Origin of the sequence: Yonghaparkia sp. Soil809, from assembly GCF_001429705.1 — a bacterium.
Lineage (GTDB): Bacteria > Actinomycetota > Actinomycetes > Actinomycetales > Microbacteriaceae > Microcella.
The window spans coordinates 1,153,987-1,177,831 of record NZ_LMSV01000001.1 but is presented as its reverse complement, the minus strand read 5'-3'; the positions used below and the strand labels follow the sequence as shown (position 1 = coordinate 1,177,831).

Here is a 23,845-nt window from a genome sequence, read left to right as displayed (position 1 = left end):
ATCTTCCCCTCCCGTCTGGAGCGTTCATGAGTGCCTACGCCGCCGTCATCGAGATCCCCAAGGGCAGCCGCAACAAGTACGAGGTCGACCACGAGACCGGGCGCGTCTTCCTCGACCGCGTGCTGTACACGACCTTCGTCTACCCCACCGACTACGGCTACTTCGAGAACACGCTCGGCCTCGACGGCGACCCGGTCGACGTGCTCGTGCTGCTCGACTACCCGCTCTTCCCGGGCGTCGGCGTCTCGGTGCGCCCCGTCGGCGTGTTCAACATGACCGACGACGGCGGCAGCGACGCGAAGGTCATCGCCGTGCCGGCGAAGGACCCGCGCTGGGCGCACATCCAGGACGTGACCGACATCCCCGAGTTCACGCGCAAGGAGATCGAGCACTTCTTCGAGCACTACAAGGATCTCGAGCCCGGCAAGTGGGTCACGACCGAGGGCTGGGGCGACGCCGCCGAGGCCGAGGCGATCGTGCAGGCGGGCCTCGCGGCCTACGTGCCCGGCGCGCACTAGCCCGCGTCGCCCTCGCACTCAGCGCAGTCGCTCGCCCATCTCCCTCGCGGCGGCGCGGATGCGCGCGCCCGCCTGCGCCATGAGCTCCGCGAGCGGGTCGCCTCCCTCGTCGAGGGCGACCGCATCGGCGATGCCGGCGCTGTCGCGCTCCTCCGCCGTGATCCGCACCGACCCGGCCACGACGACGAGCGGCACTCGCGCGGCCCGCGCCCGCTCGGCGAGGTGCCCGACGACCTTGCCTCGCAGCGATGACGCGTCGAGCGCGCCCTCGCCCGTCACGATGACGTCGGCCCGAGCGAGCGCCTCCTCGAGCCCGAGAGCGTCGGCGACGAGCCGCGCGCCGGGCACCAGATCGGCGCCGAGCACCGCGTGCAGGGATGCCGGAATGCCTCCCGCGGCGCCGCCGCCGGGCAGGCGGGCGGCCTGCACTCCCGTCGCACCGTCGAGCGCCGCGGCGAGCCGCGCGAGCCCTCGGTCGAGGATTCGGAGCTGCTCGGAGTCGGCTCCCTTCTGCGGCCCGAAGACCGCGGCCGCCCCCGCCGGCCCCGTGAGCGGGGTGTCGACGTCGCACGCCACGCGCCACGGCACGGCCCTCGCGACCGGGTGAAGCGCGTCGAGCTCGACGCGCGCGAGGTCGACGAGGGCGCCGCCGCCAGGAGGCAGCTCGGCACCGCGAGCGTCGAGGAACCGCGCCCCGAGCGCGCGCAGCAGCCCCGCCCCGCCGTCGGTCGTCGCCGAGCCGCCGACGGTGAGCAGCACGCGCGCCGCCCTCGCGTCGAGCGCCGCGCGCAGCAGGAGCCCGACCCCGGCGCTGTCCGCCTCGAGCGGGCGCAGCGCCACGTCGGTCACGAGCGGGAGGCCGTTGGACTCGGCGGCCTCCACCACGGCGGTGCCGTCGGGCAGCAGGGCCCAGCGCGCGACCCTCGGGCGACCGAGCGCGTCGGTCGTCGGCGTGCGGTGCTCGGTCGCCCCGTCGAGGGCGAGCAGGGCATCCAGCGTGCCCTCGCCCCCGTCTGCCAGCGGGAGCCGCTCGATGCGCGCCCCCGCCCCGAGAGCGTCGGCGAGCCCGGCGGCGATCGCGTCGGCCGCATCGCGCGCCGAGAGGCTGCCCTTGAACGCGTCGGGCGCGACGAGAACGCGCAGGGGCTCGCGTCCGGTCACGCGGGCACGGCGGCGTCCCACCAGGCGAGCGCGCGCGTGCTGAAGAACGTCAGCCAAGGGGAGCGCTCGCCGACGGGCACGTCGATCTCGAACCAGACCCGCCCGGGGTAGCGGCGCTCCTGCAGCCACGAGCCGTCGGGCTGCCGGGCCGCACGCACCGAGTCGACGGCTTCGGCGAGCCGCGGGTCGGGCGCCGTGCCGTCGTGCAGCGACGCGGCGCGGAAGTAGTCGATCGCGCGCAGAGCCGTGTGCCGCCAGCGGAAGGGGTAGGCGATGCGCGTCACCCAGTCGCCGAGCGGCTCGCCCGTCGTCTCGCGGAAGAGGATGCGCCGCCGCAGCAGGTACCCCTCCGCGCGGTGGCGCGCGTCGCGCAGGCGGGTGTCGCCCGTGCGCGCCTCCCAGTCGAGGATGCTCGTGAGCGCGTTGATCGTCGAGTGCACCGAGGCGCGCGTCGAGCCCTCGACCCACTCGCAGTTCCAGCCGCCCTCCGCCATCTCGTGCTCGGCGAACCAGTCGGCGAGCTGACCCATGTCGACGCCGAGCCAGGCGCCGTTGGCGAGGGTCCAGCCGTTGATGCACGCGTCGACCTCGCCGCCCCAGTACGGCAGATCGTCGTACTCCCAGCGGGCGCTGGCCGCGAGCTTCTCGGCGGTGCCGGCGAGAACGGCGGGGTCGAGTCCCCAGTCGCGCAGGGTCGAGAGGCTCCACGTCGTCGCCGTCCACGGCTGGCCGGCGCCGTCCGCGGCCTCGGGGCCGTCGAAGTCGAAGTCGGCGGGGAAGTACGCGCCGCCGGCCCACTGGCCGTCCTCGCCCTGGTGCGCGAGCAGCGCAGCGCCCATGCCCTCGGTCGCGATGCGCGCCCGCGTCGCCTCCCAGACGGCGGGCGGCTCGCCGACCAGGTCGCGCTCGACCTGCCACCGGAGGCTCGGGTCGGAGTCGAGCATCCAGGTCAGCAGAGCGGCGTCGGTCGGCATGCCCGGAGCCTAGCGACGACCCCCGACGCGCGGAACGCCCCTACCCGGTGGGGCGCGCGACGTACGGCACGAGGTCGTAGGTGTAGACCGGCCACTCGCGCACGGTCTTGCCCGGCGACGGCGCCTCGATCATGCGGTTGCCCCCGATGTAGAGCGCGACGTGGTACTTCGAGCCCGTCGTCGACCCGCCCGACGCGTAGAAGATGAGGTCGCCCGGCTGACGCAGGGCGTACGGGACGAGCCGGCCCCGCTCCTCCGCGTAGCGGTACTGCATCGTCGCGCCGTGGCCGCCGATCGAGACTCCCGCCGCGGCGTACGACTGCATCGTGAGGCCCGAGCAGTCCCAGGAGTCGGGGCCGCGGCCGGCGAACGCGTAGGGCTCGCCGAGCTGCTGGCGCGCGAAGGCGATGGCCGTCGAGACGGCCGCCGCGTTCGGCGTCGCGTAGACGGGAGCGGGCCCCGCGGGCGCTGCGGGCGGCGGCGCGGGCGCCGTCGTCTCCGCCGGCGCGGGCGCGGGTGGCCGCGTCGCCGTCGGTGACGGGGCGGGCGCGGGCGACGAGGCGGTCGGGCTGGGCACCGGGGCGGGGATGCTCGGCGCGGGCGCGCTGGGCGTCGACGTTCCCGGCTGCGGGGTCGGAGCCGGCGCACCGGACGGTGCCGGCGCCGACGGCACGGGCGGCGCGGGCGCGGGCTCGGTCGGAGCTGCCGGGCTGTCGGCCGGCGGCTCGGCCGCGATCGCCTCGAGGTAGGCGCGCTCGATGTCGGCGGAGCGGCCGGTGAGCACGGAGAGCTGCTGCGCGAGCTCGTCCATGGCGGCGGACTGCTCGGCCACGCGCTGCTCGGCCACGGCGACGAGCTCGACCGCGCGATCGAAGGCCGACTGCGCGTCGACGGAGCGGTCCTCGAGCACGGCGCGGGCGGCATCCGCCTGCTCGGCGAGCGAGCTCGCGACGTTCCGGTCGTGCGTCGCGAGTGCCATGAGCGAGGCGGAGTGCTCGCCGAGCTTCGTCATCGTGCCCAGGCGGTAGAGCAGGCTGTCGGCGTCGCCGCCCACGAGCAGGCTCGTCGTGATGTCGCCGTGCCCGGCCCTCAGGAGCTGGGTGGCGAGGATCCCGGCGCGCTGCGCGGACTCGTCGGCCCGCTCACCCGCTGCGGCCTCGCGGCGCTCGAGCGACTCGACCGTGGCCGCGGCGTCGTCGAGGGCGACGATCGCGAGGGCGTAGTCCTCCGCGCTCTGCTGGGCGGCGCGGGCGGCGACCGCGTAGTCGGCCTCGAGGCGTCGCACCACGTCGGCGATGCGCTCGATCGCGGCCTCGGTCGCGGCGACGTCGCCGCGCGCATCCTGCACCTCGTCCCACGTGGGGGCGTCGGTCGGCGCGGCCTGCGAGGAGGTGACCCCGAGCCCAAGCGTCAGAACCGCCGCGAGTGCGGCGGCTCCGATGGCCAGGCGCTCGGGGCGCCGCATCAGCGCCGCCTAGCCAAGACTGACCCCTCGCGCCGCCATGAAGGGGACGGGGTCGATCGCGGTGCCGCCGGTGCGGACCTCGAAGTGGAGGTGGCAGCCGTTGGACGCGCCGGTGCTGCCGACCGCGGCGATGGTCTGCCCGGCCGAGACCTGCTGGCCGTTGCTGACGCGGATGCCCCCGTTGAGGATGTGCGCGTATCCGGTCGTGAGGCCGTTGCCGTGGCTGATCATCACGAAGTTGCCGTAGGTGCCGTTCGGGCCGGCGTACACGACGGTGCCGCTCGCGGCGGCCGCGATCGGCTGGCCGCAGCTGGCCGCGATGTCCGTTCCGGTGTGGAGGCGGTAGGTGCCGTAGATGGGGTGGATGCGGTAGCCGTAGGGCGAGGACACCCAGCCGTACGCGGGTCGGGTCCAGCCGCTCGCGGCGACACCGCCCCCGCCTCCCCCGCCGCCGTTGCCGGCGTTGGCCGCGGCCTCGGCGGCGCGACGGCGCTCCTCCGCGAGACGGGCCTCCTCGGCCGCCTTGCGACGGGCCTCCTCCTCGCGCTTCTTGCGCTCGCCCTCCTGGTATTGGGCCTCCGTGATGACGAGGTCCTCCTCGAGGACCTTTATCTGGAGCTCGAGCCGCGACTTGTTCGCCTCCTGCTCGGCGAGGGCGGCGGCCGCGGCGGCGGCGGCCTCCTGGGCCTGCTGGAAGGCGGCCTCGGCGGCGATCCTCAGTTCCTCGCGCTTCTGCTTGGCGACGACGGCCTGATCGGCGAACGACTGGGCGGCCTGCTGGTCGCGCATCGCCGCGGCGTAGATGCCCTCGGCCTGCTCGGAGATCTTGCTCGCGTAGCCCAGGCGTGAGAGCAGGCTCTCGGCCTGGTCGGGGTTGGTGAAGAGCGACGCGGAGAGGTCGGCGCCGCCGGCGCGCGAGAGCTCGGCGACGAACTGGCCGGCGCGCAGTCGCGACTCCTCAGCCTTCGCGGCCGCCTCGTCGGACTTGCGCTGGAGCTCGTCGGCTTGGAAGGAGGCCTCGTCGAAGGCCAGCTGGGCCTCCTCGTAGAGGGCGCCGAGGCGCTCGGACTCGGCCTGCGCGGCGGCCGCGGCCTCGGCCAGCTGCACGAGCAGCGCGCGGAGCTCGTCGGCCTTCTGCTTGGCGGTGGCGACGTTCTTCCGCGCCTCGAGGACGTCGTCGAAGGAGGGGTAGCTCGCGGCGAAGGCGGGCCGCTCGGCGCTCGCCACGCCCGTGGTCACGAGGAGGAGTGCCGCGGCGATGCCGGCGATGAGCGTCGTCCAGCGGGCGCGGCGAGGCGCGGTCGCGCTCGTCGTCGTGCTCCGGCCCATTCCGCTCCCCCAGCGTGCGTGCTCGCGCATGTGCGTGATTCCCCATCTGGTGCAACGCGTTATGTCGCAACAATCACACGCGCACCATCGTTAACACTAACAACGGATGCACTCGAACGCGAGGCACCCGAACAGGGGAGTGTGCGAATCGCGCACTCCCGTCGTTCCGGGCACCGTAACCCGGGTTCGCCCGCACGCCCGGGAGGCGGTGCGGACGGTCGGCGAACCGGCCCGCGCCGCGCATCCCGGCCGGTTTGGTGTTTCGCGCGGACGGCGGGTATGCTCGTGCCTCGGTTGCTGTACGGCTCGCGCCGCTTCGGCCCCATCGTTTAGTGGCCTAGGACACCGCCCTTTCACGGCGGCAGCACGGGTTCGAATCCCGTTGGGGTCACCAGACCGCAGCAGTACAATTCAATACGCATGGCCCTGTAGCGCAGTTGGTTAGCGTGCCGCCCTGTCACGGCGGAGGTCGCGGGTTCAAGTCCCGTCAGGGTCGCCACGGCGACGAGCCCTCTCCTCGGAGGGGGCTTGTTCCGTCAGGGGCGAAAGCTCCGGTGCCGGAAGGCGCAGTGGGCGGCAACGCCCCACGGCTCTGTAGCTCAGTTGGTAGAGCGCACGACTGAAAATCGTGAGGTCACGGGATCGACGCCCGTCGGAGCCACCACGGCATCACCGCCAGGAACCCCCGCCGCGTGCGGGGGTTTCGTCGTTCTCGAGTCCTGCGCTTCGCGAGCGCCGCTCGGCGCAACGGGCGCAGCGGGCGCAACCTGCGCAAGGTGCGCACGGTGCGCAACTCAGGAACCTGTCGTCGCACTCCGCGAACCTGCGCGCGGCGCCAGCCGTCGAGGGGCAGTTCCTCCTGCGCTGCGCATGGGCCAGGCCGCTCGGTTCCCTCGGGGATCGGCCGCGCGCACCCACCGCCGCGCGCGTACTCTGGGGCCGCGCGCTCACGCGGGCGGGCATCCAGACGTCGAGGAGGACCCCATGGCGAACGACGGATTCAGCGCCGACGAGCGCGCCGCGATGAAGGAGCGCGCGGCGGAGCTGCGCGCCGAGGCGAAGCGCGAGAAGGGTGCGGCGAGGGCGGCCGCCGAGCTGCAGGACGTCCTCGACGCGATCGCGAAGCTCGACGAGGGCGACCGCGCGATCGCGGCGCGCGTGCACGAGCTCGTCACCGCAGCGGCCCCGCAACTGGCGCCGCGCACCTGGTACGGCATGCCGGCGTACGCGCTCGAGGGCAAGGTCGTGTGCTTCTTCAAGGCGGCGGGCAAGTTCGACGCCCGCTACGGCGAGCTCGGCTTCAACGACCCCGCCCGGCTCGACGACGGCAGCATGTGGCCGACGGTGTTCGCGATCACGGCGATCGGGCCCGCGGAGGAGAAGCGCATCACCGAGCTCGTGGAGCGCGCCGTCGGCCGCTGAACCGCCGCTGGACGGAATCGAGCACGGCTTCGCCCGTCCTCCTCGGCATCGCGCGTCGATCGCGGCGCGGCGCGGCGCGGCGCGTGTCCTCTTCCATGAGCGATCATCGGTACTGTCGGGCGCACCCGGCACGACGACGGCCCGACTCGGAGGATGAGGCGATGACCCAGGCAGCGGCAGGCTGGTACGACGACGGGGCCGGACGTCAGCGGTGGTGGGATGGCCAGCAGTGGACGGATCAGTACCAGGACCCGCAGCCCGCGAACGGCCCGGGCGCCCTCATCGAGCAGATCAGGGCCGACGCCGTCTCCGGAGCCCAGCCGCGCCCCGCGCCGACCGGGATGAGCTACGTGGTTCTCCAGGTCGTGCTCAAGGAGAAGCTCTTCGGCTCCGGGTCGGGCAATCTCACCGAGCTCGAGGGCGCCATCAACCGCCAGGCCGCGCTCGGCTATCGTCTGCATACGATCACCACCGCGTCGTCCGGGAGCAAGGGGATGGGCGGCGGCGACCGCATCCAGGCGACCCTGGTGTTCGAGAAGCTCGTCTAGCGACCGCCCCGGCCGCGTCACGCGGCACATTCGCGGCCGAATAGCCTGATGACGTGATCGTCGGCCTCGGCACCCTGCTCAACGTCACGACCATCGTCGTCGGCGCGGCCCTCGGCGTCCTCATCGGCCACCGCCTGCAGGAACGCACGACGCGCGTCGTCACCGACGCCCTCGGCCTCATCACGATCGTGCTCGGCGGCCTCAACCTCGTCTCGCTGACCGACGCCGCGTTCGTCGACGCGGTCGGCGCGGGCGGCACCTTCCTCGTGGTCATCGGCGCCCTGCTCATCGGCAGCATCATCGGATCCCTCGCGGGCATCGAGAGCCGCCTCGAGGGCTTCGGCGGGTGGCTGCAGTCGCGCTTCACGCGGAAGGGCGCGAGCGGAGCATCCGTCGCCGGACCGATCGACCCCGCGATCGTGGATGCTCCGCTCGTGCTCTCGCCCCGCGAGCGCTTCATCACCGGGTTCGTGGACGCGTCGCTCGTGTTCGCGATCGGCCCCCTCGCGATCCTCGGCGCCTTCCAGGACGGCACGGGTCAGGGCATCGACCAGCTCGCCCTCAAGGCGACCCTCGACGGGTTCGCGTCGATCGCGTTCGCGGCCTCGCTCGGCTGGGGCGTCGCGGCCTCGGCCCTGCCCGTCGGGATCTGGCAGGGGCTCCTGACGGCGCTCGCGTTCCTGCTCGGCTCGGTCATGTCGGGCGCGGCGATCGCGGCGCTCACCGCGACGGGCGGCGTGCTGCTGCTCGACGTGGGGATCCGCCTGCTCAACCTGCGCCACATCGCCGTCGGCGACATGCTGCCCGCGCTCGTCGTCGCTCCCCTGCTCGCGGTCGGGATCCAGTCCCTCGGCATCGCCAGCTGAGCGGGGCGGGGCGGGGCTGAGCGGAGCGGGCGTGATCGCGCGCGGCCGCGTCGGGAAGACTTCCGGGCCGCCCGTGGTTGGCTGAAGGCATGACCGACACCACCTCCCTCACCCCCGTCGACGGCGGCATCACCATGTACGGCGCCGACTGGTGCCGCGACTGCCGCCGCACCGAGGCCCTGCTCAACGACCTCGGCGTCGAGTGGACCAAGATCGACGTCGAGCAGTCAGCCGAGGCCGCCGCGCAGGCGCAGGCGATCAGCGGGCGCATGAACATCCCCGTCGTCGTCTTCCCCGACGGCTCGCACCTCGTCGAGCCGAGCGACGACGCGGTGCGCGAGAAGCTGAGCGTCTAGCTCCCGTCAGGCCAGCTGCCGCTGGAAGAAGCGGTGGATGCGCTGCCACGCGTCCTCCGCCTCCACCGGTCGCGGCCCCAGCCCCATCGTCGGGCCCATGAGCACGCGCATCAGCCGCGGCCCCGCCGGCCGCGCGTTGAGGAAGGCGTGACCCGCGCCGGGGTACTCGACCACGTCGTGGTCGATGCCGCGCGCGGCGAGAGCCGTCTCCAGTCGCTCGGCCGCGCCGGGCAGCGTGCGGTCGCGCCCGCCGAAGGAGCCGACGATCGGGCACGCGCCGTCGAGCACGTCGTCGAGGTCGGGCGGGAGCATCCCGTAGTTGACGGAGGCGGCGTCGTACGCGCCGGAGCCGGCGAGAAGCAGCGCGAAGCCGCCACCCATGCAGAAGCCGATGACGCCGACCGTGCCGCGCGCGTCGGGCCGGGCGAGCAGCAGCGCGCGGGCCGCGGCGATGTCGTCGAAGGCCGGTCCGGTTCCCGCGCGCAGCGCGCGGAAGGTCGCGACGAGGCAGCGGCGGCGGCCTCCTCGGCTGAACAGGTCGGGCATGAGCACGAGGTACCCGAGCCCGACGAGGCGCTCGAGGTGGTCGCGCATCGCGTCGTCGACGCCGAACACCTCGTGCACGACCACGAGAGCGGGGAAGGGGCCGGGGCGGTCGGGGACCCCGAGCAGGCCGCGCAGCTCACCCCCGCGCGGATCGCCGGGCTGCGGGATGACGACGTCGGTGAGGGTCATGCTCGGATGCTAGCCCGGGCGCCCGGGCGCCCCGGCCGAAAGGGGCGTACGCTCAGCCCGACAGGGTCGCCTCGGCTCTCGAATGGAGAGACATCATGGGTGAGAAGTCAGTGCGCAAGAGCTCGGGCAAGACCGCGGCCTCGAAGACGCTCAAGGAGAAGCGCGTCGCCAAGGCCGACAAGAAGGCCGCGAGCGACCGCCAGCAGAACCACGACGCGGTCTCCCGCGCCGCGAAGAACTAGCTAGCGACGCACGCCCTTCGCCGCGACGAGATCCTTCTCGTCGATCGGCGCGAGCCCGCGCGCCCGCTGATCGGCGAGGTAGGTGCGCGCCTCCTCCTGGCGCTCGCGCTCGACGCCGGTCGCGATCTCGGCCCGGATGTGCTCGTCGCGGAGACCGAACGCCTCGGTGAGCGAGAGGGCGTGCGGGCGCAGGCGCGGCAGCAGGCGGCCGTCGATGTACTCGGTGATGGCCTGCGCGCGCTGCCCCGAGAGGCGGCCGTGGATCAGGTACCAGGCGAGGTTCTTCTCGATCAGGGTGAAGCCGAACAGGTCGCGGAGCCAGGTGAGGACCTGCTTCGTGCCGGGGTCGACGACCTCGTCGAGTGCGTCGGTGAAGGCCTCCCACTGGAGGAGCTCGCCGTGCGCGCGGGCCGCCTCGATGAGCTCGTTCTGGTGGCGGTTGAAGAGCGCCGCGGCCTCGGCCTTCGGCAGCTTGGATGCCGAGCGCAGCCGGCCGGCCAACTCGGCGACCATCGTCTCGACGCGATCGGTCAGCAGCTGGCGCTGCGCCGCGCTGCCGCGGACGTAGCCGACCGAGCGCGCGGTCGAGCCGAAGTCGACGACCGACTGGGCGAGGCGACGCAGGCCCGAGCGGTGCACCGCGGCCTCACCGACCTGCTCGACCATGTACGCGGCGAGCGCGCCGGCGTCGGCCTTGGCGAACTTGCGGGAGTAGTCGGTCAGCAGGCGCTTGGCGACGAGCTGGAGGAGGACGTTGTTGTCGCCCTCGAAGGTGGCGTACACGTCGAGGTCGGCGCGGAGCTGCACGAGCCGGTTCTCGGCGAGGAACCCCTGCCCGCCGCAGGCCTCGCGCGCCTCCTGGATGATGTCGAGCGCGCTCCAGGTGCTGAGCGGCTTGAGCGCGGCGGCGAGGGTCTCGAGATCCTGCCGCGACTCGTCGGTGTCGTCGGCGCCCGAGAAGACGGCGTCGAACTTGGCGAGGAAGACCTCGTGCGCGAACGACATCGCATAGGTCTGGGCGAGACGCGGCAGCAGGCGGCGCTGGTGGCGCTGGTAGTCGAGCAGGACGACCTCGTCGTCGGTGTCGGCCGTGAACTGGCGACGCTCGCTGCCGTAGCGCAGCGCGATCGTGAGGGCGAGCTTGCTCGCGACGACAGACGCGCCGTCGAGCGAGACGCGACCCTGCACGAGAGTGCCGAGCATCGTGAAGAAGCGGCGGCCGGGGCTCGCGATCGGCGAGGTGTAGACGCCCTGGGCGTCGACGTCGCCGTAGCGGTTGAGCAGGTTCGTGCGGGGCACTCGGACGTTCGTGAAGTGCAGGCGACCGTTGTCGATGCCGTTGAGCCCGCCCTTGAGCCCGTCGTCCTCGCCGCCGATGCCGGGGAGGAAGTCGCCCTTCTCGTCGCGGATCGGCACGTAGATGGCGTGCACGCCGTGGTTCACGCCGCGCGTGATGAGCTGGGCGAAGACCACGGCGGCCCTGGCGTGGATGGCGGCGTTGCCGAGGTAGTCCTTCCAGGCGGCGCGGAAGGGCGTGTGGATGACCCACTCGTCGGTCGCGGGGTCGAAGGTCGCGGTCGTGCCGACGGCCGAGACGTCGGAGCCGTGCCCGGTCTCCGTCATCGCGAAGGCTCCGGGGACGGCCAGGCTGAGGGCGTCGGGGAGGAGGGCGACGTGGTGCGCCTCCGTGCCGAGATGCTGGATCGCCGCGGCGAAGAGGCCCCACTGCACGCCGGACTTGATCTGCATGCTCGGGTCTCCGAGCACGAGCTCCTCGAAGCTCGCGATGTTGCCGCCGTGGTCCTCCTGGCCGCCGACCGACTTCGGGAAGGCCCGGTGCACGGAGCCCGCTTCGACGAGCAGGTGCAGCTGGCCGAGCACGCGCTCGCGATGGGCGTCCTTGCCCAGCTCGGGGTCGCGGTGGAACTCGGGGCGGGCCATGAGCTCGCGGGCGTGGAGGCGGGCCTCGGCCCACGAGCCGAGCAGCTGGCGGCCGAGGCTCTCGACGTCGACGGCGATGGCGTCGGTCTCGGGGGCGGCGGGCGAGGCGGGGAGGTCGGCGGCGGCAGCGGCAGCAGGGCCTGCCGCCTCGGCGGGCGCGGGGGTGGGAGCGGCGGTGCTGGCGGTCGTGGAGTCGGCGAGCGGAGTCATCTCTGTCCCATCGTGTGGAGCCGGAAGAAGGGCGAGGCTCGACCGCGGGCGGCGGTGAGCGTTCCCGACTGCGACAGTAGGAGCGCGAGCGCGGCACCGGGCGATCGTGGTGCGCGACGCACGAAGGGTCGACGGATGCTCGCGGCACGCGTTGTAGGAATCCGCGGGTTCCTGAGCGCCGCCATGGTGGACTCCCCACGGCCGTTCGCCGTGCGCTGATACCCCTGGGGGTATCCGCGGATCTGTGGCACGATGGACGCATGGCAACCGTAGACCTGACCTCGGCCGACTTCGAGCAGACCGTGACGGCCCCCGGGATCACCCTCGTCGACTTCTGGGCGGAGTGGTGCGGCCCGTGCCGCCAGTTCGCCCCCGTCTACGACAGGGCGAGCGAGCAGCACCCCGACGTGACCTTCGGCAAGGTCGACACCGAGGCCGAGCAGGCTCTCGCCTCCGCGGCGAACATCCGCTCCATCCCGACCCTCATGGCCTTCCGCGACGGCATCCTCGTCTTCGCCCAGCCGGGCGCCCTGCCGGGCCCCGCGCTCGAGCAGGTCATCACCGCCGTGAAGGGGCTCGACATGGACGATGTGCGCGCGAAGGTGGCCGCCGCGCAGGCCGAGGCCAGGCGCGGTCAGTAGCCCTGCGCATCCCGACATCGCCGGACGAGCGGCGCCCGGAACTGCGGGCGCCGGTCACGGCGGAATCGCGGCCTCCCGGGAGTAGCGTGTGCCGGTGACCTCACCGCGCACCCGCTGGATCGGCCTCTTCGTCATCAGCCTGGCCGTCTCGCTCATCATCGTCGACTCGACGATCGTCAACGTCGCCGTGCCGTCGATCGTCGACGAGCTCGGCATCACCTCGACCGAGGTGCAGTGGGTGCAGGAGAGCTACACGCTCGTCTTCGCCGCCCTGCTGCTCGTCTTCGGCACGCTCGGCGACCGATTCGGCCGGCGCAGGATGCTCGTCATCGGCGTGGTCATCTTCGCGCTCGCCTCCGTCTGGGCGGCGTTCGCCGACTCCGGCTCGACGCTCATCATGGCGCGTGTCGTGCAGGGAGTCGGCGGGGCGATGATCCTTCCATCGACGCTGTCGACCCTCAACGCGACCTTCCAGGGCCGCGAACGGGGCATCGCGTTCGCCGTGTGGGGCTCCACGATCGGCGGAATGGCCGCCGTCGGGCCGCTGCTGGGCGGCTGGCTCACGACCGACTACTCGTGGCGGTGGGCGTTCGGCATCAACGTTCCGCTCGGCCTTCTCATCCTCGTGGGGCTCATGCTGTTCGTGCCGGCGACGCGCGCCGAGCATCCGCCCGCCATCGACGTCGTCGGCGCCCTGCTCTCGATCGTCGCGAGCGGAGCGCTCGTGTTCGGACTCATCGAGGGCCGCACCTACGGCTGGTGGTTCACGGAGGAGGGGCTCGTGCTCGGCGACTGGGAGTGGCCGCTGGACGTCAGCCCCATCCCGTTCGCGTTCGCCCTCGCCGTCATCGCCGGCGCCGCCTTCGTCGCCTGGGGCCTCCGCCGCGAGCGGGAGGGCAGGTCGACCATGCTCGCGTTCGGCCTGCTCCGGATCCCCTCCTTCCGAAACGGCAACATCGCCGCGCTCATCGTCTCGATGGGCGAGTTCGGCATCATCCTGTCGCTGCCGCTGTGGCTGCAGAACGTGCTCGGGTACGACGCGCTGCAGACCGGCACCGTCCTGCTCGCGCTCGCCGGCGGGTCCTTCCTCGCGAGCGGCGCGGGCGGATCGCTGAGCGGGAAGGTCGCGGCGGTCTCGATCGTGCGCGTCGGCATCGCGCTCGAGATCGCCGGACTCATCGTCATAGGGCTCGTCATCGCGGTCGATACGCCCTGGTGGGCGATCGCGGTCGGCCTGCTGGTCTACGGCATGGGCGTCGGTCTCGCGACCGCGCAGCTCACGGGCGTCGTGCTGCAGGATGTCCCGGTCGCCGCGAGCGGGCAGGCTTCGGGCACGCAGTCCACGGCCCGGCAGCTCGGCTCCGCGCTCGGCATCGCCGTGCTCGGGACCGTGCTCTTCACGTCCCTCGGCGGCGCCCTCGACACGCGGCTCGAGGCCGACGGTCTGCCGACCGCCGCGCGCGACGAGATCGTCCAGGTCGTCGTCGACAGCGCCGGGGCGGCGATCCCCGCTCTCGACGCGCAGTCGGCGCAGGTGGCGATGGAAGCACGGCAGGCCTTCAGCGACGCGACACGGTACTCGGCGTTCGCCGCGGCGGGCTTCCTCGCGATCGGGCTCCTCGCGACGCTGCGACTCACGGGGTCGGGCGGCGGCGCGAGCGCCGGCCGCCGGGAGGAGCCGGGTGCTGCGGAGCAGGGTGCTTCGGAGCCGCGCGTCGGGGAGCCCCGCCCGGCCGAGGGCTAGAGCTCGGCCCGCGAGCGGAACGCCCGCCGCACCTTCTCGACGACCCCGTGCGCGGGCGGCTCGTTGTAGACGCCCGCGTACTCCTGGCCCGACATGCGCTGGATCTCGGCCATGATCGCGTCGGTCGCCTGTCGGCGGGCGCGCCCGGAGCTCGCGGGGCCGAATCCGCTCACATCGATCGGGTCGCCGAACTCGACCCGGATGCGCGCGAGCCGGATGCGCCTCGAGCCCACCGGCTGGAGATCCTGCGTCCCCCGCAGCGCGACGGGGACGACCGGGACGCCGGCGGTCAGGGCGAGCCAGGCGACGCCGGTCTTGCCGCGGTAGAGGCGGCCGTCGCGCGAGCGCGTGCCCTCCGGGTAGATCGAGAACGGCTGGCCGGCCTGAAGCCGGGCGAGCCCGGCATCGAGGGCGTCCTGCGCGGCCTTGCCCGCTCCGCGCTCGACCGGGATCGCCCCGACTCCGGTGAAGAAGGCCCGCGAGAGGGCGCCCTTCAGCCCACGACCGGTGAAGTAGTCGGACTTCGCGAGGAAGCTCACCGGTCGCTGGGCGAGCAGGCTGATGACGACGCTGTCGATGAAGGACAGGTGGTTGCTCGCGACGACGACTCCGCCACTGCTCGGCATCCGCCGACGACCGATGACGACGGGCCGGAAGACGAGACGCGCGATCGGCGTGAGCACGAGTCGGGCGAGCAGGGTCAGCACCGGGTCATCCTGGCAGGCGGCACATTCCGCCGTGGGCATGCGAGTCGCGGGCGGTCGGGTCAGTAGTCATCAGGCGGCGGCGGGAAGAACTCGTCGTCGGGCGGCATCTCGTCGAACGGGATCTCGGAGTAGTCGGCGCGAGCGGTGCGGGTCGGAGCGGCGCGCGACCGGAGGGGAGCATCCGTCATCGGCTCAGCGGGGGCGCCGGACGCGGAGGACTCCGCGGGATCGAGAGCGGCGGGATCCTCGCCGCGGACGATGGCGAGCACGGCCTCGCCGAACTGGTCGAGCTTCTTCGCGCCGACGCCGCTGATCTGCCCGAGCTCGTCGAGCGTCGAAGGGGTCGTGAGGGCGATGCCGCGCAGCGTCGCGTCGCCGAACACGATGTACGCCGGGGCGTTGAGGGCGCGGGCGGTCGCACCCCGCCAGGCGCGCAGGCGCTCGAAGAGCGGCGCCGCGCCTGCCGGGAGGTCGGAGGGGGCGCTGCGCTTCGACGAGCGCGTCGGACGTGCGACCTCGCGGCGCAGACGGACGACGCGACCGCCGGTGAGCACCTCGGCGCTCGCCTCCGTGATCACGAGCGTGCCGTACCCGTCGCCGTGCACGGCGAGCAGTCCCTGGGCGAGCAGCTGCCGCACGACGCCGCGCCACTCCTGCTCGCTCAGCTCGGTGCCGATGCCGAACGTCGCGAGGTCGCCGTGCCCGAGCTGCTCGACGCGCGGCGTGCGCTTGCCGAGAAGGATGTCGATGAGCTGGCCGGCGCCGTAGCGCTGCCGGCGCTCGCGGTCGAGCCGCACGATCGTGGAGAGCAGCTTCTGGGCCGGCACGGTGCCGTCGAAGCTCTCGGGCGGCGCGAGGCACGTGTCGCAGTTGCCGCAGGGTGCGGACTGCTGGCCGAAGTACGCCAGCAGCTGCACGCGCCGGCACTCGACCGTCTCGCACAGCGCGAGCATCGCGTCGAGCAGCTGGCCCATCCGCCGCTTGTAGGCGGGGTTGCCCTCCGAGCGGTCGATCATCTGGCGCTGCTGAACGACGTCCTGCAGGCCATAGGCGAGCCACGCGGTCGAGGGCAGCCCGTCGCGGCCGGCGCGGCCGGTCTCCTGGTAGTACCCCTCGACGCTCTTGGGCAGGTCGAGGTGGGCGACGAAGCGAACGTCGGGCTTGTCGATGCCCATGCCGAACGCGATCGTCGCGACCATGACGATGCCGTCCTCCCGGAGGAAGCGCGACTGGTGGTCGGAGCGCGTCCGGGCGTCGAGGCCCGCGTGGTAGGGCAGTGCGGGGATGCCGTGGTCGACGAGCGCCGCCGCGGTCTTCTCGACGGATGCCCGCGACAGGCAGTACACGATGCCCGCGTCGCCCGGGTGCTCCGTCCTGATGAGCTGCAGCAGCTGCTGCACCGGCTGGTTCTTCGGCTCGATGCGGTACTGGATGTTCGGGCGGTCGAAGCTCGAGACGAACGTGCGCGCCTGCTCGAGCTGCAGGCGCTGCTGGATCTCCGTCGCCGTCGCCGCCGTCGCCGTCGCCGTGAGCGCGATGCGGGGCACGCTCGGCCAGCGCTCGTGCAGCATCGACAGCGCGAGGTAGTCGGGGCGGAAGTCGTGCCCCCACTGCGAGACGCAGTGGGCCTCGTCGATCGCGAAGAGCGAGACGTTCAGGCGGTCGAGGAGGTCGCCCGTCGAGGGCACGGTCACGCGCTCGGGCGCCATGTACAGCAGGTCGACCTCGCCCGCGGCGAGGGCCCGCTCGACCTCGCGCCGCTCGTCGGGCCCCTGGGTGGAGTTGAGGAACGCGGCGCGCACGCCGACCGCCTCGAGGGCATCCACCTGGTCCTTCATGAGGGCGATGAGCGGCGAGATCACGACGCCGACGCCCCCGCGCACGAGCGCGGGGATCTGGTAGCAGAGCGACTTGCCGCCACCGGTGGGCATGAGCACGAGCGCGTCGCCGCCGGAGACGACGTGGTCGATGATCTGCTGCTGGTCGCCGCGGAAGGCCGGGTAGCCGAAGACCGATTCCAGGATCGCCTGCGGGGTGCTCGCGCCCGGGCTGCGGCTGTCAGGTCGGGTCGCGGTCGTCGTCACCGGTCCAGGGTAGTCGTCGCCTCCGACGACGCCGGCCGCCGCCGCCGCCGAGCGATCGGGGGAGAGCGGTCTAGATGTGGATGGCCGGGTCGACCCAGAAGCCGTCGGCCCCCGTGCCGCGCGCGGTGCGATCGAGAGGGCGGGAGGTCGCGGGGATGCCGGTCGCGACCGAGTCGGGCGGGACATCCCTCGTCACAAGCGCGAGCGCGCCGATCTGCGAGCCCGATCCGATCGTGATGGGGCCGAGCACGGTGGCGTTCGCGCCGATGAGCACGCCGTCGCCGACCGTGGGGTGCCGCTTGCCCCTCTCGAGGGTGCGCCCGCCGAGCGTGACGCCGTGGTACAGCATCACGTCGTCGCCGATCTCGGCCGTCTCGCCGATCACGACGCCCATGCCGTGGTCGATGAAGAAGCGCCGGCCGATCGTGGCGCCGGGGTGGATCTCGATGCCCGTCCACCAGCGCGCGCCCTGCGCGACCATGCGACCGAGGAGCTTGGCGTCGTGCGTCCAGAGCCAGTGCGCGATGCGGTGCCACCAGATCGCGTGCAGCCCCGCCGACGTGAGGAAGACCTCGATGCCCGATCGCGCGGCGGGGTCGCGCAGGCGGGCCGTGGCGATGTCCTCGCGAACGCCCATCTAGGCGCGGAGGTCTTCGTACAGGACGCTCGAAAGGTAGCGCTCGCCGTAGCTGGCCACGATCACGACGATCGTCTTGCCGGCGTTCTCGGGACGCTTCGCGAGCTCGACGGCGGCGTGCAGGGTCGCGCCGGACGAGATGCCCGCGAGGATGCCCTCCTCCGTCGCCGCGCGACGGGCCATCGAGATCGCCTGGCCGATATTGACGTCCATGATCTCGTCGTAGACCTCGCGGTCGAGCACGCCGGGGACGAAGTTGGCGCCGATGCCGGCGATCTTGTGCGGGCCGGGCGCGCCGCCGGTGAGGATGGGGCTCTCCTCCGGCTCGACGCCGACGACCTGGATGCCGGGCTTCTGCTCCTTCAGGTACTGGCCCGTGCCGGTCAGCGTGCCGCCCGTGCCGATGCCCGAGACGAAGATGTCGACCGCGCCGTCGGTGTCGCTCCAGACTTCGGGGCCGGTGGTCGCGCGGTGGATGGCGGCGTTCGCCTCGTTCTCGAACTGGCGGGCGAGGATGGCGCCCGGGCGCTCGGCGACGATCTGCTCGGCGCGGGAGACGGCGCCCTTCATGCCCTCGGACCCGGGGGTCAGGACGAGCGCGGCGCCGTAGGCCTTGAGGAGCATCTTGCGCTCCTCGCTCATCGTCTCGGGCATCGTGAGCACGACGTCGTAGCCGCGCGCCGCGCCGACCATCGCGAGCGCGATGCCGGTGTTGCCGCTCGTCGCCTCGACCAGGGTGCCGCCCGCCGTCAGCTCGCCGCTCGCCTCGGCGGCGTCGACGATCGCGACGCCCAGGCGGTCCTTCACGCTCGAGGACGGGTTGAAGAACTCGAGCTTCGCGAGCACCGTGGCGCCGGCGCCGTTCGTGATCGCGTTGAGCTGCACGAGGGGGGTGTTGCCGAACACCTTCGTGATGTCGGAGTAGATGCGGGCCATGGCGTTCTCCTCTGGGGGAAGTCGTGGTGGGCGAGCCGTCGCCGGTCGCCTCTCAGCGTAGAGCGCGCGAGCCTCGAGCGCCCCTGACGGGGCGCGCTCGCGTGCACCACCCACCCTCAACGCGGGGAGCGACCGGTTGATTCCCTCCGAGTCGGAACTCGCGCGCTAGAGGTCGCCGCCCGCGACGGCGAAGGTGTCGCACGCGGTGACCCCGCGCTCGAAGCCGACGGTGAACCAGCGCTGGCGCTGCTCGCTCGAGCCGTGCGTCCAGCTCTCGGGCGAGACCTGTCCGCTCGTCTGCTCCTGGATGCGATCGTCGCCGATCGCCTCGGCCGCATCGAGGGCCTGCGCGACCTGCTCGCTCGTGATCGGCTCGAGCAGGGCATCCGGCCCATCGGACGCGGCCCCCGCCCAGGCGCCGCCGTAGCAGTCGGCCTGCAGCTCGAGGCGCACGGCGTCGGACTCGGGCCCGGTGCTCTGCTTATCGGCGGCCTCGAGCGCGCCCGTGATCTTCTGCATGTGGTGGCCCCACTCGTGGGCGACGACGTACATCTCGGCGAGCGGGCCGCCCTCGGCGCCGAAGCGCGTGCGGAGGTCATCGTAGAAGCCGGTGTCGAGGTAGATCGTCTCGTCGTTCGGGCAGTAGAACGGGCCGACCGCGCTCGTCGCCTGGCCGCAGCCGGTGCTCACCGACTGCTCGAAGATGATCGCGCCCGGGCCGCGGTACTGCACGCCGAGGTCGGGGGCGACGTCGATCCAGAACTCCTCGAGCGACACGGCGGCGCCGGCGACGCGGCAGTCGACGCTCGCGTTGGCGTCGGCGCCCGTGTCGCACTCGGCGAGGGCCGTCGTCTCGGGGGCCGGCCCCGCTGCGGAGCCTCCGCCTCCGAGAAGCCCGCTGAGGTCGACCCCGGTGAACTGGGAGATCAGGAAGACGGCGATGATGCCGATGAGGCCACCGCCGCCGCCGATGGCGAGCCCGCGCCCGCGCCCGGAGCGGCGGACGGAGGAGCCGGAGATGTCAGCATCGTCTCTGAAGGTCACCCCGCGAACCTACTCCCCGTGACGCCGGGGCGCGAAGGGGGTTGCGCGCACGGGAAAGCGGGGCGGAGAGCATGCTCTCCGCCCCGCTTCAGTGGGGGATGCCCGGCTAGGCCGCCCGGGGCAGGCGCGCCGGCTTGCCGGCCACCTTGCGCTCCGCGCTCTCGCTGCTCGCCGACTCGTAGCCGGGAGCGTTGGCGGTGACGACGACCGCGATGCGAGCACCGGCGTCGGCGGCGGTCACGAGGTAGGTCGCGCCTGTGGCGCCCTCGATCGGCTCGCCGTCGCGCAGCCACTGGTAGGCGAGCTCCGCGCCCTCGACCGAGAGGACGGGGGCCTTGGCCCGCGCCTCCTTGCCGATGACCACGGGGCCGATGACCTTCGCGGTCTCGATGACGTCGATCGCGCCGAGGGTCTCGGCGATCTCGAAGGCGACGCTCGCCTCGGTGCCGTTGTCGGGCACCGCGATCGTGAGCTGCTGGGCGCCCGTGACGCCCTCCGGCACCGTGAAGGTGACCGTCGCACGACCCGTCTCGTCGGAGCGGCCGACGATCGTGGCGTCGATCGGAGCCGAGCCGAGGATCTCCTCGCCGAGGCTCACGACGACGTCCGCCTCGCGGTCGCCCTGGTTGGTGAACAGGAGCGAGCTGAGGGCGAGCGTCACCTGGTCGCCGGCGGTGTAGCCGTCGGCGTCGGGGGCGCTGATCGAGACGCCGACCGAGCGCTGGGCGAAGTCGGGCGAGATCGGGGTGTTCGCCCCGACGTAGTCGACGAACGCCTGCAGGTCGATGCGACCCGAGTCGGCGCGGTCCGTGCCCTGCGCGAGGGTGAAGAAGTTGTCTCCACCGGCGGCGAGGAACGAGTTCGCGACGACGCGGATCTGCTGGTCGGCCGTCACCGGCGCGCCTCCGAGGAGCATCGTGCCGATGCGCTCGCCGGCGGGCTTCGTCGGGTCGTAGTCGTACTCGAGCGTCGAGGAGACGCCGAGCTTGAGGAACGGCCGGCTGCTGCCCGCGGGCTGCCACTGCTCCTCCAGCACCGCCCGGAGCTGCGCACCCGAGAGAGTCATGGTGAACAGCGTGTTGGCGAAGGGCTGGACATTGGCGGCCTCGCGGAAGGTGAGGTTGCCGGCCGGGTCCAGCTCGCCGCTCGCGGCGTAGAGCAGGTTGGCGCGAAGGCCGCCCGGGTTCATGAGCGCCACCTCGGTGCCGAGATCCTGCGTCGCCCACAGCTGGGCGTCGGCGACCTCGTTGCCGAGCGTCGACTCCGCCCCGCGGTTCTCGTTCTGGGCCCCGTTCTGGCCCGTGAAGTCGACGCCCCGGAGGAAGTCATCGGTGATCGCGCCGAGGCTCTCGTTGCCGGCCACCGCGGCGAACGCGACGGCGTCGGCGACGATGGCGGCGATCTCCGGGTCGGGCTGGGCCGCGCCCACGAGCGGCTTGACGCCGGCCGTGATGCTCAGCAGCTCGTTCGACTCGGGGTCGACCGACAGCTCGAGGTGACCGTAGGCCTCGCCGTACTGCCCGCCCTGGATGAGCGGCATGACCTCGTCGGTGCCGGGGACCGGGACCTCGAGGTCGTACTGGAGGTGGGTGTGGCCGGAGACCACGGCGTCGACCTTGCCGACGACCCCGTTGATGAGGTCGCCGAACTCGCTGTCGCCGGTGGCGGCCTCGAGCGTCGTGGTCGGGGCGCCCTCGTGCACGATGAGGATCACGACATCCGCCTCTCCGTTCGCCGCGTCGCCGTCCTGCAGCTGGTCGGACACGCGCACGGCGGCGGCGGTCATGTCGCCGAAGTCGAGCGTCGAGATGCCGTCCGGGCTCACGAGCGAGGGCATGCTCTCCGTCAGGACTCCGACGAAGCCGACCTTCACGCCGTCGACCTCGACGACCTCGTACTCCTGGTAGGCGGGGGTCTGCGTGCCCTTCTCGTAGATGTTCGCGCCGAGGTAGGGGAAGTCGGAGTTCGGGATGACCCGCTCATCGACGTCCGCACGGCCCTGGTCGAACTCGTGGTTGCCGAGCGCGCTGAGGTCGAGACCCATCGCGTTGAGCGCATCGAGAGTCGGCTCGTCGTTCTGGATGAAGGAGGTGAACGTCGAGGCGCCGATGCTGTCGCCCGCGGAGATGAACAGCGTGTTCGGGTTCGCGGCGCGCGTGGCCGCGACGAGACCGCCGAGGACGGCGGCGCCGGCGGCCGGCGGCGCGGCCTCGAGGCGGCCGTGCAGGTCGTTGATCGTCAGGATGTCGATCTCGACCGGGGGAGGCGTGGTGCTCAGGCCGACGACGACGGGGTCGTGGTCGCTCGAGCGGAAGACGGTGCCGGCCTCGGTCGCGCCGAAGGCGTACTGGCGGTCGCTCCACTCGGCCGAGTTGATGCTCCAGACGCCGACGCCCGTGACCTGCTCCGCGATCCCGGGGCTCGCGATGGCGTGGTCGAGCGAGCCGAGCTCGCCGTCGAAGGTGTAGGTGTACTGGTCGTCGGTCAGGTCGGCGACGAGGTCGCTCCAGCCGGCGTCGGTGAGGGCCTGGATCGGGTCCTCCTCGCTGTACGAGTTGAAGTCGCCCATGAGCAGGACGTTCTCGCCGGCCTCGCCGGGCAGCGTCTCGACGAGCGCCGCGAGGGCGTTGGCCTGCTCGACGCGCTCGGCGGTGAAGAAGCCCTGGCCGTCGGCGGGCTCGGTGCCCGAGCCGCCCTTGGACTTGAAGTGGTTCGCGATGACGGTGAACTCGATGCCGCCGGAGGCGAAGGTCTGGCCGATCGGCTCGCGCGCGATGTCCCAGACCGTCTCGTCGATCTGCGTGAAGCTGTCGCCGACGGGGGTGACCGCGGCGGGCTTGAAGATGATCGCGTTGCTGATGACGTCGACGATCGAGGCATCGGTCAGCGCGACGGGCGTGCGGACGTAGTCCCACGTGCCCGCGCCGGCCTGGGCGTTGAGCGCCGCGACGAGCGCCTGCAGCGCCTCGTCGGTCGGTTCGCCGAGCGCCACCGAGTTCTCGATCTCCTGGAGCGCGACGACGTCGGCGTCGAGGCCGTTGATGGCCGCGACGATCTTCGACTCCTGGATGGCGAGCTGCTCGGCGGTGCGGGCTCCGCGCGCCTCGCTGTTCTGCGTCGTGAGGGTCGTGAAGTAGTTGAGCACGTTGTAGGCGGCGACGCGGATGTCGCCCCCGACCTCGGGCGCCGCGGCGGGGCGCGGGTTGCGCGTCTCGAACGTGACCCCCGACTGCGCGGCGGTCTCGGTGGAGGTCGGCCGCTGCGGCTGGAGTCGCCACTGGTCGAAGCCGTAGGTCAGCACCATGCCGGCCGTCGGGAAGACGACCCTGTCGCCGTTGCGGACGACGGCGTCCTTGCGGAAGTAGGGCTGGTCGCCGGGGTGGGTGCTCGAGGTCACCTGAGCGTTGAACCCGTCGTCGAGAAGGATGCGCGAGGCGCGGTTGGCTGCGGCGATCGCGTCGGCCTCGGGGCCGGCGTCGACGAGCTCGGTGCTCTTGACCGCGAGCTCGGCGGGGCTCAGCCAGAGAGCGCCGAAGCGGAACAGCTCGTGGCTGGAGGAGACCAGGTAGTCGCCGCTCGGCGCGACGAGCATGTCCTCGAAGGCCTCGCGCTCGGCGCCCGTGACGTCGGTCGGGAGGGCGACCGGGGCGGGAACGCCCACGGCGGCCTCGACGAGGGTGACCTGGCCGGCGGTCGTCGCGCTCACCTGGGTCTGCCCGAAGTACTCGGAGGCGACACCGGTGACCTCGACGAGGTCGCCGATCGCGACGGCGTGCGCCTGGCTGCCGGTGAAGACGAAGAGCCCGTCGGAGACGCCGGGGGTCGTGTCCTCACCCGGGGTCTGGATGTAGAACCCGCTGTAGCCGCCGGCGCCGCGGTGGTCGGCGACGACGACGCCCTGCACGGTGACCGACTGGTTCACGAGAGGCGTCGACGCCCCCGGGCCCTGCACGTCGGCGATCGGGATGTGGGTGCTGGCCATGGCGGGCGTCGCGGTGATGCCCGCGAGGCCGAGGCCCACGCAGACGGCGGTCGTGAACGCCGTCGCGCGCGCGGTCGCGCGTACGCGGCCGCCCTGAGAGGTGGATGACATGGTGCGCTGAGCTCCTTGGGGTGGGAGGGCGATGGGGTGCGTCCCCCTGAACGGGGGTCAGAACGAACCATAAGCACAGAACGGTCGATGCACCTAGTGCTCACATGAGTGGTCACGCGCTGTTCACGTGCTCGATGGAGCGGGCGGCTCGCGGACGACCCCCGGTCGTCGGGCGCCCGTCACGGTACGGCG

Annotated in this window: 20 protein-coding genes and 3 tRNA genes; 11 read left to right on the top strand and 12 right to left on the bottom strand. The window is 72.6% G+C overall.

Going from position 1 to position 23,845, the window contains the following annotated elements; genetic code table 11:
• Positions 1-26 precede the first annotated feature (26 nt).
• Complete coding sequence (ppa, locus tag ASG83_RS05715; protein ID WP_055857983.1) at positions 27-518, top strand: inorganic diphosphatase; 492 nt, start codon at positions 27-29, stop codon at positions 516-518.
• 18 nt (positions 519-536) lie between these two features.
• On the opposite strand, the gene ASG83_RS05710 is transcribed toward ppa, so the two are convergent.
• The 4 genes from ASG83_RS05710 to ASG83_RS13350 are packed head-to-tail and all read right to left on the bottom strand — an operon-like array spanning position 537 to position 5,477.
• The gene (locus ASG83_RS05710; protein ID WP_055859372.1) at positions 537-1,679 is read right to left on the bottom strand and encodes a glycerate kinase; all 1,143 of its coding nucleotides are present in this window, start codon (positions 1,677-1,679) and stop codon (positions 537-539) included.
• Positions 1,676-2,653 (bottom strand): hypothetical protein, encoded by a 978-nt coding sequence (locus tag ASG83_RS05705; RefSeq protein ID WP_055857981.1) that lies wholly within the window; start codon positions 2,651-2,653, stop codon positions 1,676-1,678. The genes ASG83_RS05710 and ASG83_RS05705 overlap by 4 nt, the downstream gene beginning before the upstream one ends.
• 40 nt (positions 2,654-2,693) lie before the next feature.
• A complete protein-coding gene (locus tag ASG83_RS05700) occupies positions 2,694-4,118 on the bottom strand; it encodes an NlpC/P60 family protein (RefSeq protein WP_055857979.1) in 1,425 nt (474 codons plus the stop codon).
• 9 nt (positions 4,119-4,127) lie between these two features.
• Positions 4,128-5,477 (bottom strand): M23 family metallopeptidase, encoded by a 1,350-nt coding sequence (locus ASG83_RS13350; protein ID WP_156376695.1) that lies wholly within the window; start codon positions 5,475-5,477, stop codon positions 4,128-4,130.
• A 288-nt stretch (positions 5,478-5,765) separates the two neighbouring features.
• Here ASG83_RS13350 and ASG83_RS05690 point away from each other — a divergent pair.
• The 7 genes from ASG83_RS05690 (at position 5,766) to ASG83_RS05660 (ending at position 8,639) form a co-directional block, all read left to right on the top strand.
• Positions 5,766-5,841: transfer RNA gene (locus ASG83_RS05690), tRNA-Glu, on the top strand.
• 28 nt (positions 5,842-5,869) lie between these two features.
• Positions 5,870-5,946: transfer RNA gene (locus ASG83_RS05685), tRNA-Asp, on the top strand.
• A gap of 89 nt (positions 5,947-6,035) precedes the next feature.
• Positions 6,036-6,111: transfer RNA gene (locus ASG83_RS05680), tRNA-Phe, on the top strand.
• Positions 6,112-6,431: 320 nt separating this feature from the next.
• Positions 6,432-6,869, top strand: a complete 438-nt coding sequence (locus tag ASG83_RS05675) for an iron chaperone (RefSeq protein ID WP_055857977.1) — start codon at positions 6,432-6,434, stop codon at positions 6,867-6,869.
• A 161-nt stretch (positions 6,870-7,030) separates the two neighbouring features.
• On the top strand, positions 7,031-7,417 hold the full coding sequence (locus ASG83_RS12435) for a DUF2510 domain-containing protein (protein ID WP_082514787.1): 387 nt from the start codon (positions 7,031-7,033) through the stop codon (positions 7,415-7,417).
• A 53-nt stretch (positions 7,418-7,470) separates the two neighbouring features.
• Positions 7,471-8,283: a DUF554 domain-containing protein gene (locus ASG83_RS05665; RefSeq protein ID WP_200959263.1), complete on the top strand. Its 813-nt coding sequence runs from the start codon at positions 7,471-7,473 to the stop codon at positions 8,281-8,283.
• Between the two features lie 89 nt (positions 8,284-8,372).
• Positions 8,373-8,639 (top strand): glutaredoxin domain-containing protein, encoded by a 267-nt coding sequence (locus ASG83_RS05660; protein WP_055857975.1) that lies wholly within the window; start codon positions 8,373-8,375, stop codon positions 8,637-8,639.
• A gap of 6 nt (positions 8,640-8,645) precedes the next feature.
• Here the strand turns inward: ASG83_RS05660 and ASG83_RS05655 are convergent, their stop codons facing one another.
• Entirely contained in the window at positions 8,646-9,374 is a 729-nt protein-coding gene (locus tag ASG83_RS05655) for a dienelactone hydrolase family protein (RefSeq protein WP_055857973.1), read from the bottom strand.
• Positions 9,375-9,469: 95 nt separating this feature from the next.
• Here ASG83_RS05655 and ASG83_RS12790 point away from each other — a divergent pair, with 95 nt between their 5' ends.
• On the top strand, positions 9,470-9,616 hold the full coding sequence (locus tag ASG83_RS12790; RefSeq protein ID WP_162242482.1) for a hypothetical protein: 147 nt from the start codon (positions 9,470-9,472) through the stop codon (positions 9,614-9,616).
• Here ASG83_RS12790 and ASG83_RS05650 read toward each other — a convergent pair whose 3' ends face one another.
• A complete protein-coding gene (locus tag ASG83_RS05650; protein ID WP_055857971.1) occupies positions 9,617-11,767 on the bottom strand; it encodes an acyl-CoA dehydrogenase in 2,151 nt (716 codons plus the stop codon).
• A gap of 260 nt (positions 11,768-12,027) precedes the next feature.
• On the opposite strand from ASG83_RS05650, the gene ASG83_RS05645 reads away from it, so the two are divergent.
• Together ASG83_RS05645 and ASG83_RS05640 are read left to right on the top strand one after the other, a co-directional pair.
• On the top strand, positions 12,028-12,408 hold the full coding sequence (locus ASG83_RS05645; RefSeq protein WP_055857969.1) for a co-chaperone YbbN: 381 nt from the start codon (positions 12,028-12,030) through the stop codon (positions 12,406-12,408).
• A 94-nt stretch (positions 12,409-12,502) separates the two neighbouring features.
• Positions 12,503-14,152, top strand: a complete 1,650-nt coding sequence (locus ASG83_RS05640) for a DHA2 family efflux MFS transporter permease subunit (RefSeq protein ID WP_156710960.1) — start codon at positions 12,503-12,505, stop codon at positions 14,150-14,152.
• On the opposite strand, the gene ASG83_RS05635 is transcribed toward ASG83_RS05640, so the two are convergent.
• The 6 genes from ASG83_RS05635 to ASG83_RS05610 form a co-directional block, all read right to left on the bottom strand.
• Positions 14,149-14,859, bottom strand: coding sequence for a 1-acyl-sn-glycerol-3-phosphate acyltransferase (locus tag ASG83_RS05635; protein ID WP_055857966.1), 711 nt, complete (start codon positions 14,857-14,859; stop codon positions 14,149-14,151). The genes ASG83_RS05640 and ASG83_RS05635 overlap by 4 nt on opposite strands.
• Positions 14,860-14,918: 59 nt before the next feature.
• Complete coding sequence (gene recQ / locus ASG83_RS05630; protein WP_082599100.1) at positions 14,919-17,129, bottom strand: DNA helicase RecQ; 2,211 nt, start codon at positions 17,127-17,129, stop codon at positions 14,919-14,921.
• Positions 17,014-17,580: a serine O-acetyltransferase EpsC gene (gene epsC, locus ASG83_RS05625; protein WP_055857964.1), complete on the bottom strand. Its 567-nt coding sequence runs from the start codon at positions 17,578-17,580 to the stop codon at positions 17,014-17,016. The genes recQ and epsC overlap by 116 nt, the downstream gene beginning before the upstream one ends.
• Positions 17,581-18,516: a cysteine synthase A gene (cysK, locus tag ASG83_RS05620; RefSeq protein WP_055857962.1), complete on the bottom strand. Its 936-nt coding sequence runs from the start codon at positions 18,514-18,516 to the stop codon at positions 17,581-17,583. It lies immediately after the preceding gene.
• Between the two features lie 165 nt (positions 18,517-18,681).
• Positions 18,682-19,560 carry a neutral zinc metallopeptidase gene (locus tag ASG83_RS05615; protein WP_055857960.1) on the bottom strand — a complete coding sequence of 293 codons (879 nt, stop codon included), beginning with the start codon at positions 19,558-19,560 and terminating at the stop codon, positions 18,682-18,684.
• A gap of 106 nt (positions 19,561-19,666) precedes the next feature.
• Entirely contained in the window at positions 19,667-23,653 is a 3,987-nt protein-coding gene (locus ASG83_RS05610) for an ExeM/NucH family extracellular endonuclease (RefSeq protein WP_055857958.1), read from the bottom strand.
• Positions 23,654-23,845 lie beyond the last annotated feature (192 nt).

Coding starts and splice junctions, on each gene's coding strand:
- ppa (WP_055857983.1), top strand. CDS start 27: ATGAGTGCCTACGCCGCCGTCATCGAGATCCCCAAGGGCAGCCGCAAC.
- ASG83_RS05705 (WP_055857981.1), bottom strand. CDS start 2,653: ATGCCGACCGACGCCGCTCTGCTGACCTGGATGCTCGACTCCGACCCG.
- ASG83_RS05700 (WP_055857979.1), bottom strand. CDS start 4,118: ATGCGGCGCCCCGAGCGCCTGGCCATCGGAGCCGCCGCACTCGCGGCG.
- ASG83_RS13350 (WP_156376695.1), bottom strand. CDS start 5,477: ATGCGCGAGCACGCACGCTGGGGGAGCGGAATGGGCCGGAGCACGACG.
- ASG83_RS05675 (WP_055857977.1), top strand. CDS start 6,432: ATGGCGAACGACGGATTCAGCGCCGACGAGCGCGCCGCGATGAAGGAG.
- ASG83_RS12435 (WP_082514787.1), top strand. CDS start 7,031: ATGACCCAGGCAGCGGCAGGCTGGTACGACGACGGGGCCGGACGTCAG.
- ASG83_RS05660 (WP_055857975.1), top strand. CDS start 8,373: ATGACCGACACCACCTCCCTCACCCCCGTCGACGGCGGCATCACCATG.
- ASG83_RS05655 (WP_055857973.1), bottom strand. CDS start 9,374: ATGACCCTCACCGACGTCGTCATCCCGCAGCCCGGCGATCCGCGCGGG.
- ASG83_RS12790 (WP_162242482.1), top strand. CDS start 9,470: ATGGGTGAGAAGTCAGTGCGCAAGAGCTCGGGCAAGACCGCGGCCTCG.
- ASG83_RS05650 (WP_055857971.1), bottom strand. CDS start 11,767: ATGACTCCGCTCGCCGACTCCACGACCGCCAGCACCGCCGCTCCCACC.
- ASG83_RS05645 (WP_055857969.1), top strand. CDS start 12,028: ATGGCAACCGTAGACCTGACCTCGGCCGACTTCGAGCAGACCGTGACG.
- recQ (WP_082599100.1), bottom strand. CDS start 17,129: ATGTCCCGCCCGACTCGGTCGCGACCGGCATCCCCGCGACCTCCCGCC.
- epsC (WP_055857964.1), bottom strand. CDS start 17,580: ATGGGCGTTCGCGAGGACATCGCCACGGCCCGCCTGCGCGACCCCGCC.
- cysK (WP_055857962.1), bottom strand. CDS start 18,516: ATGGCCCGCATCTACTCCGACATCACGAAGGTGTTCGGCAACACCCCC.
- ASG83_RS05610 (WP_055857958.1), bottom strand. CDS start 23,653: ATGTCATCCACCTCTCAGGGCGGCCGCGTACGCGCGACCGCGCGCGCG.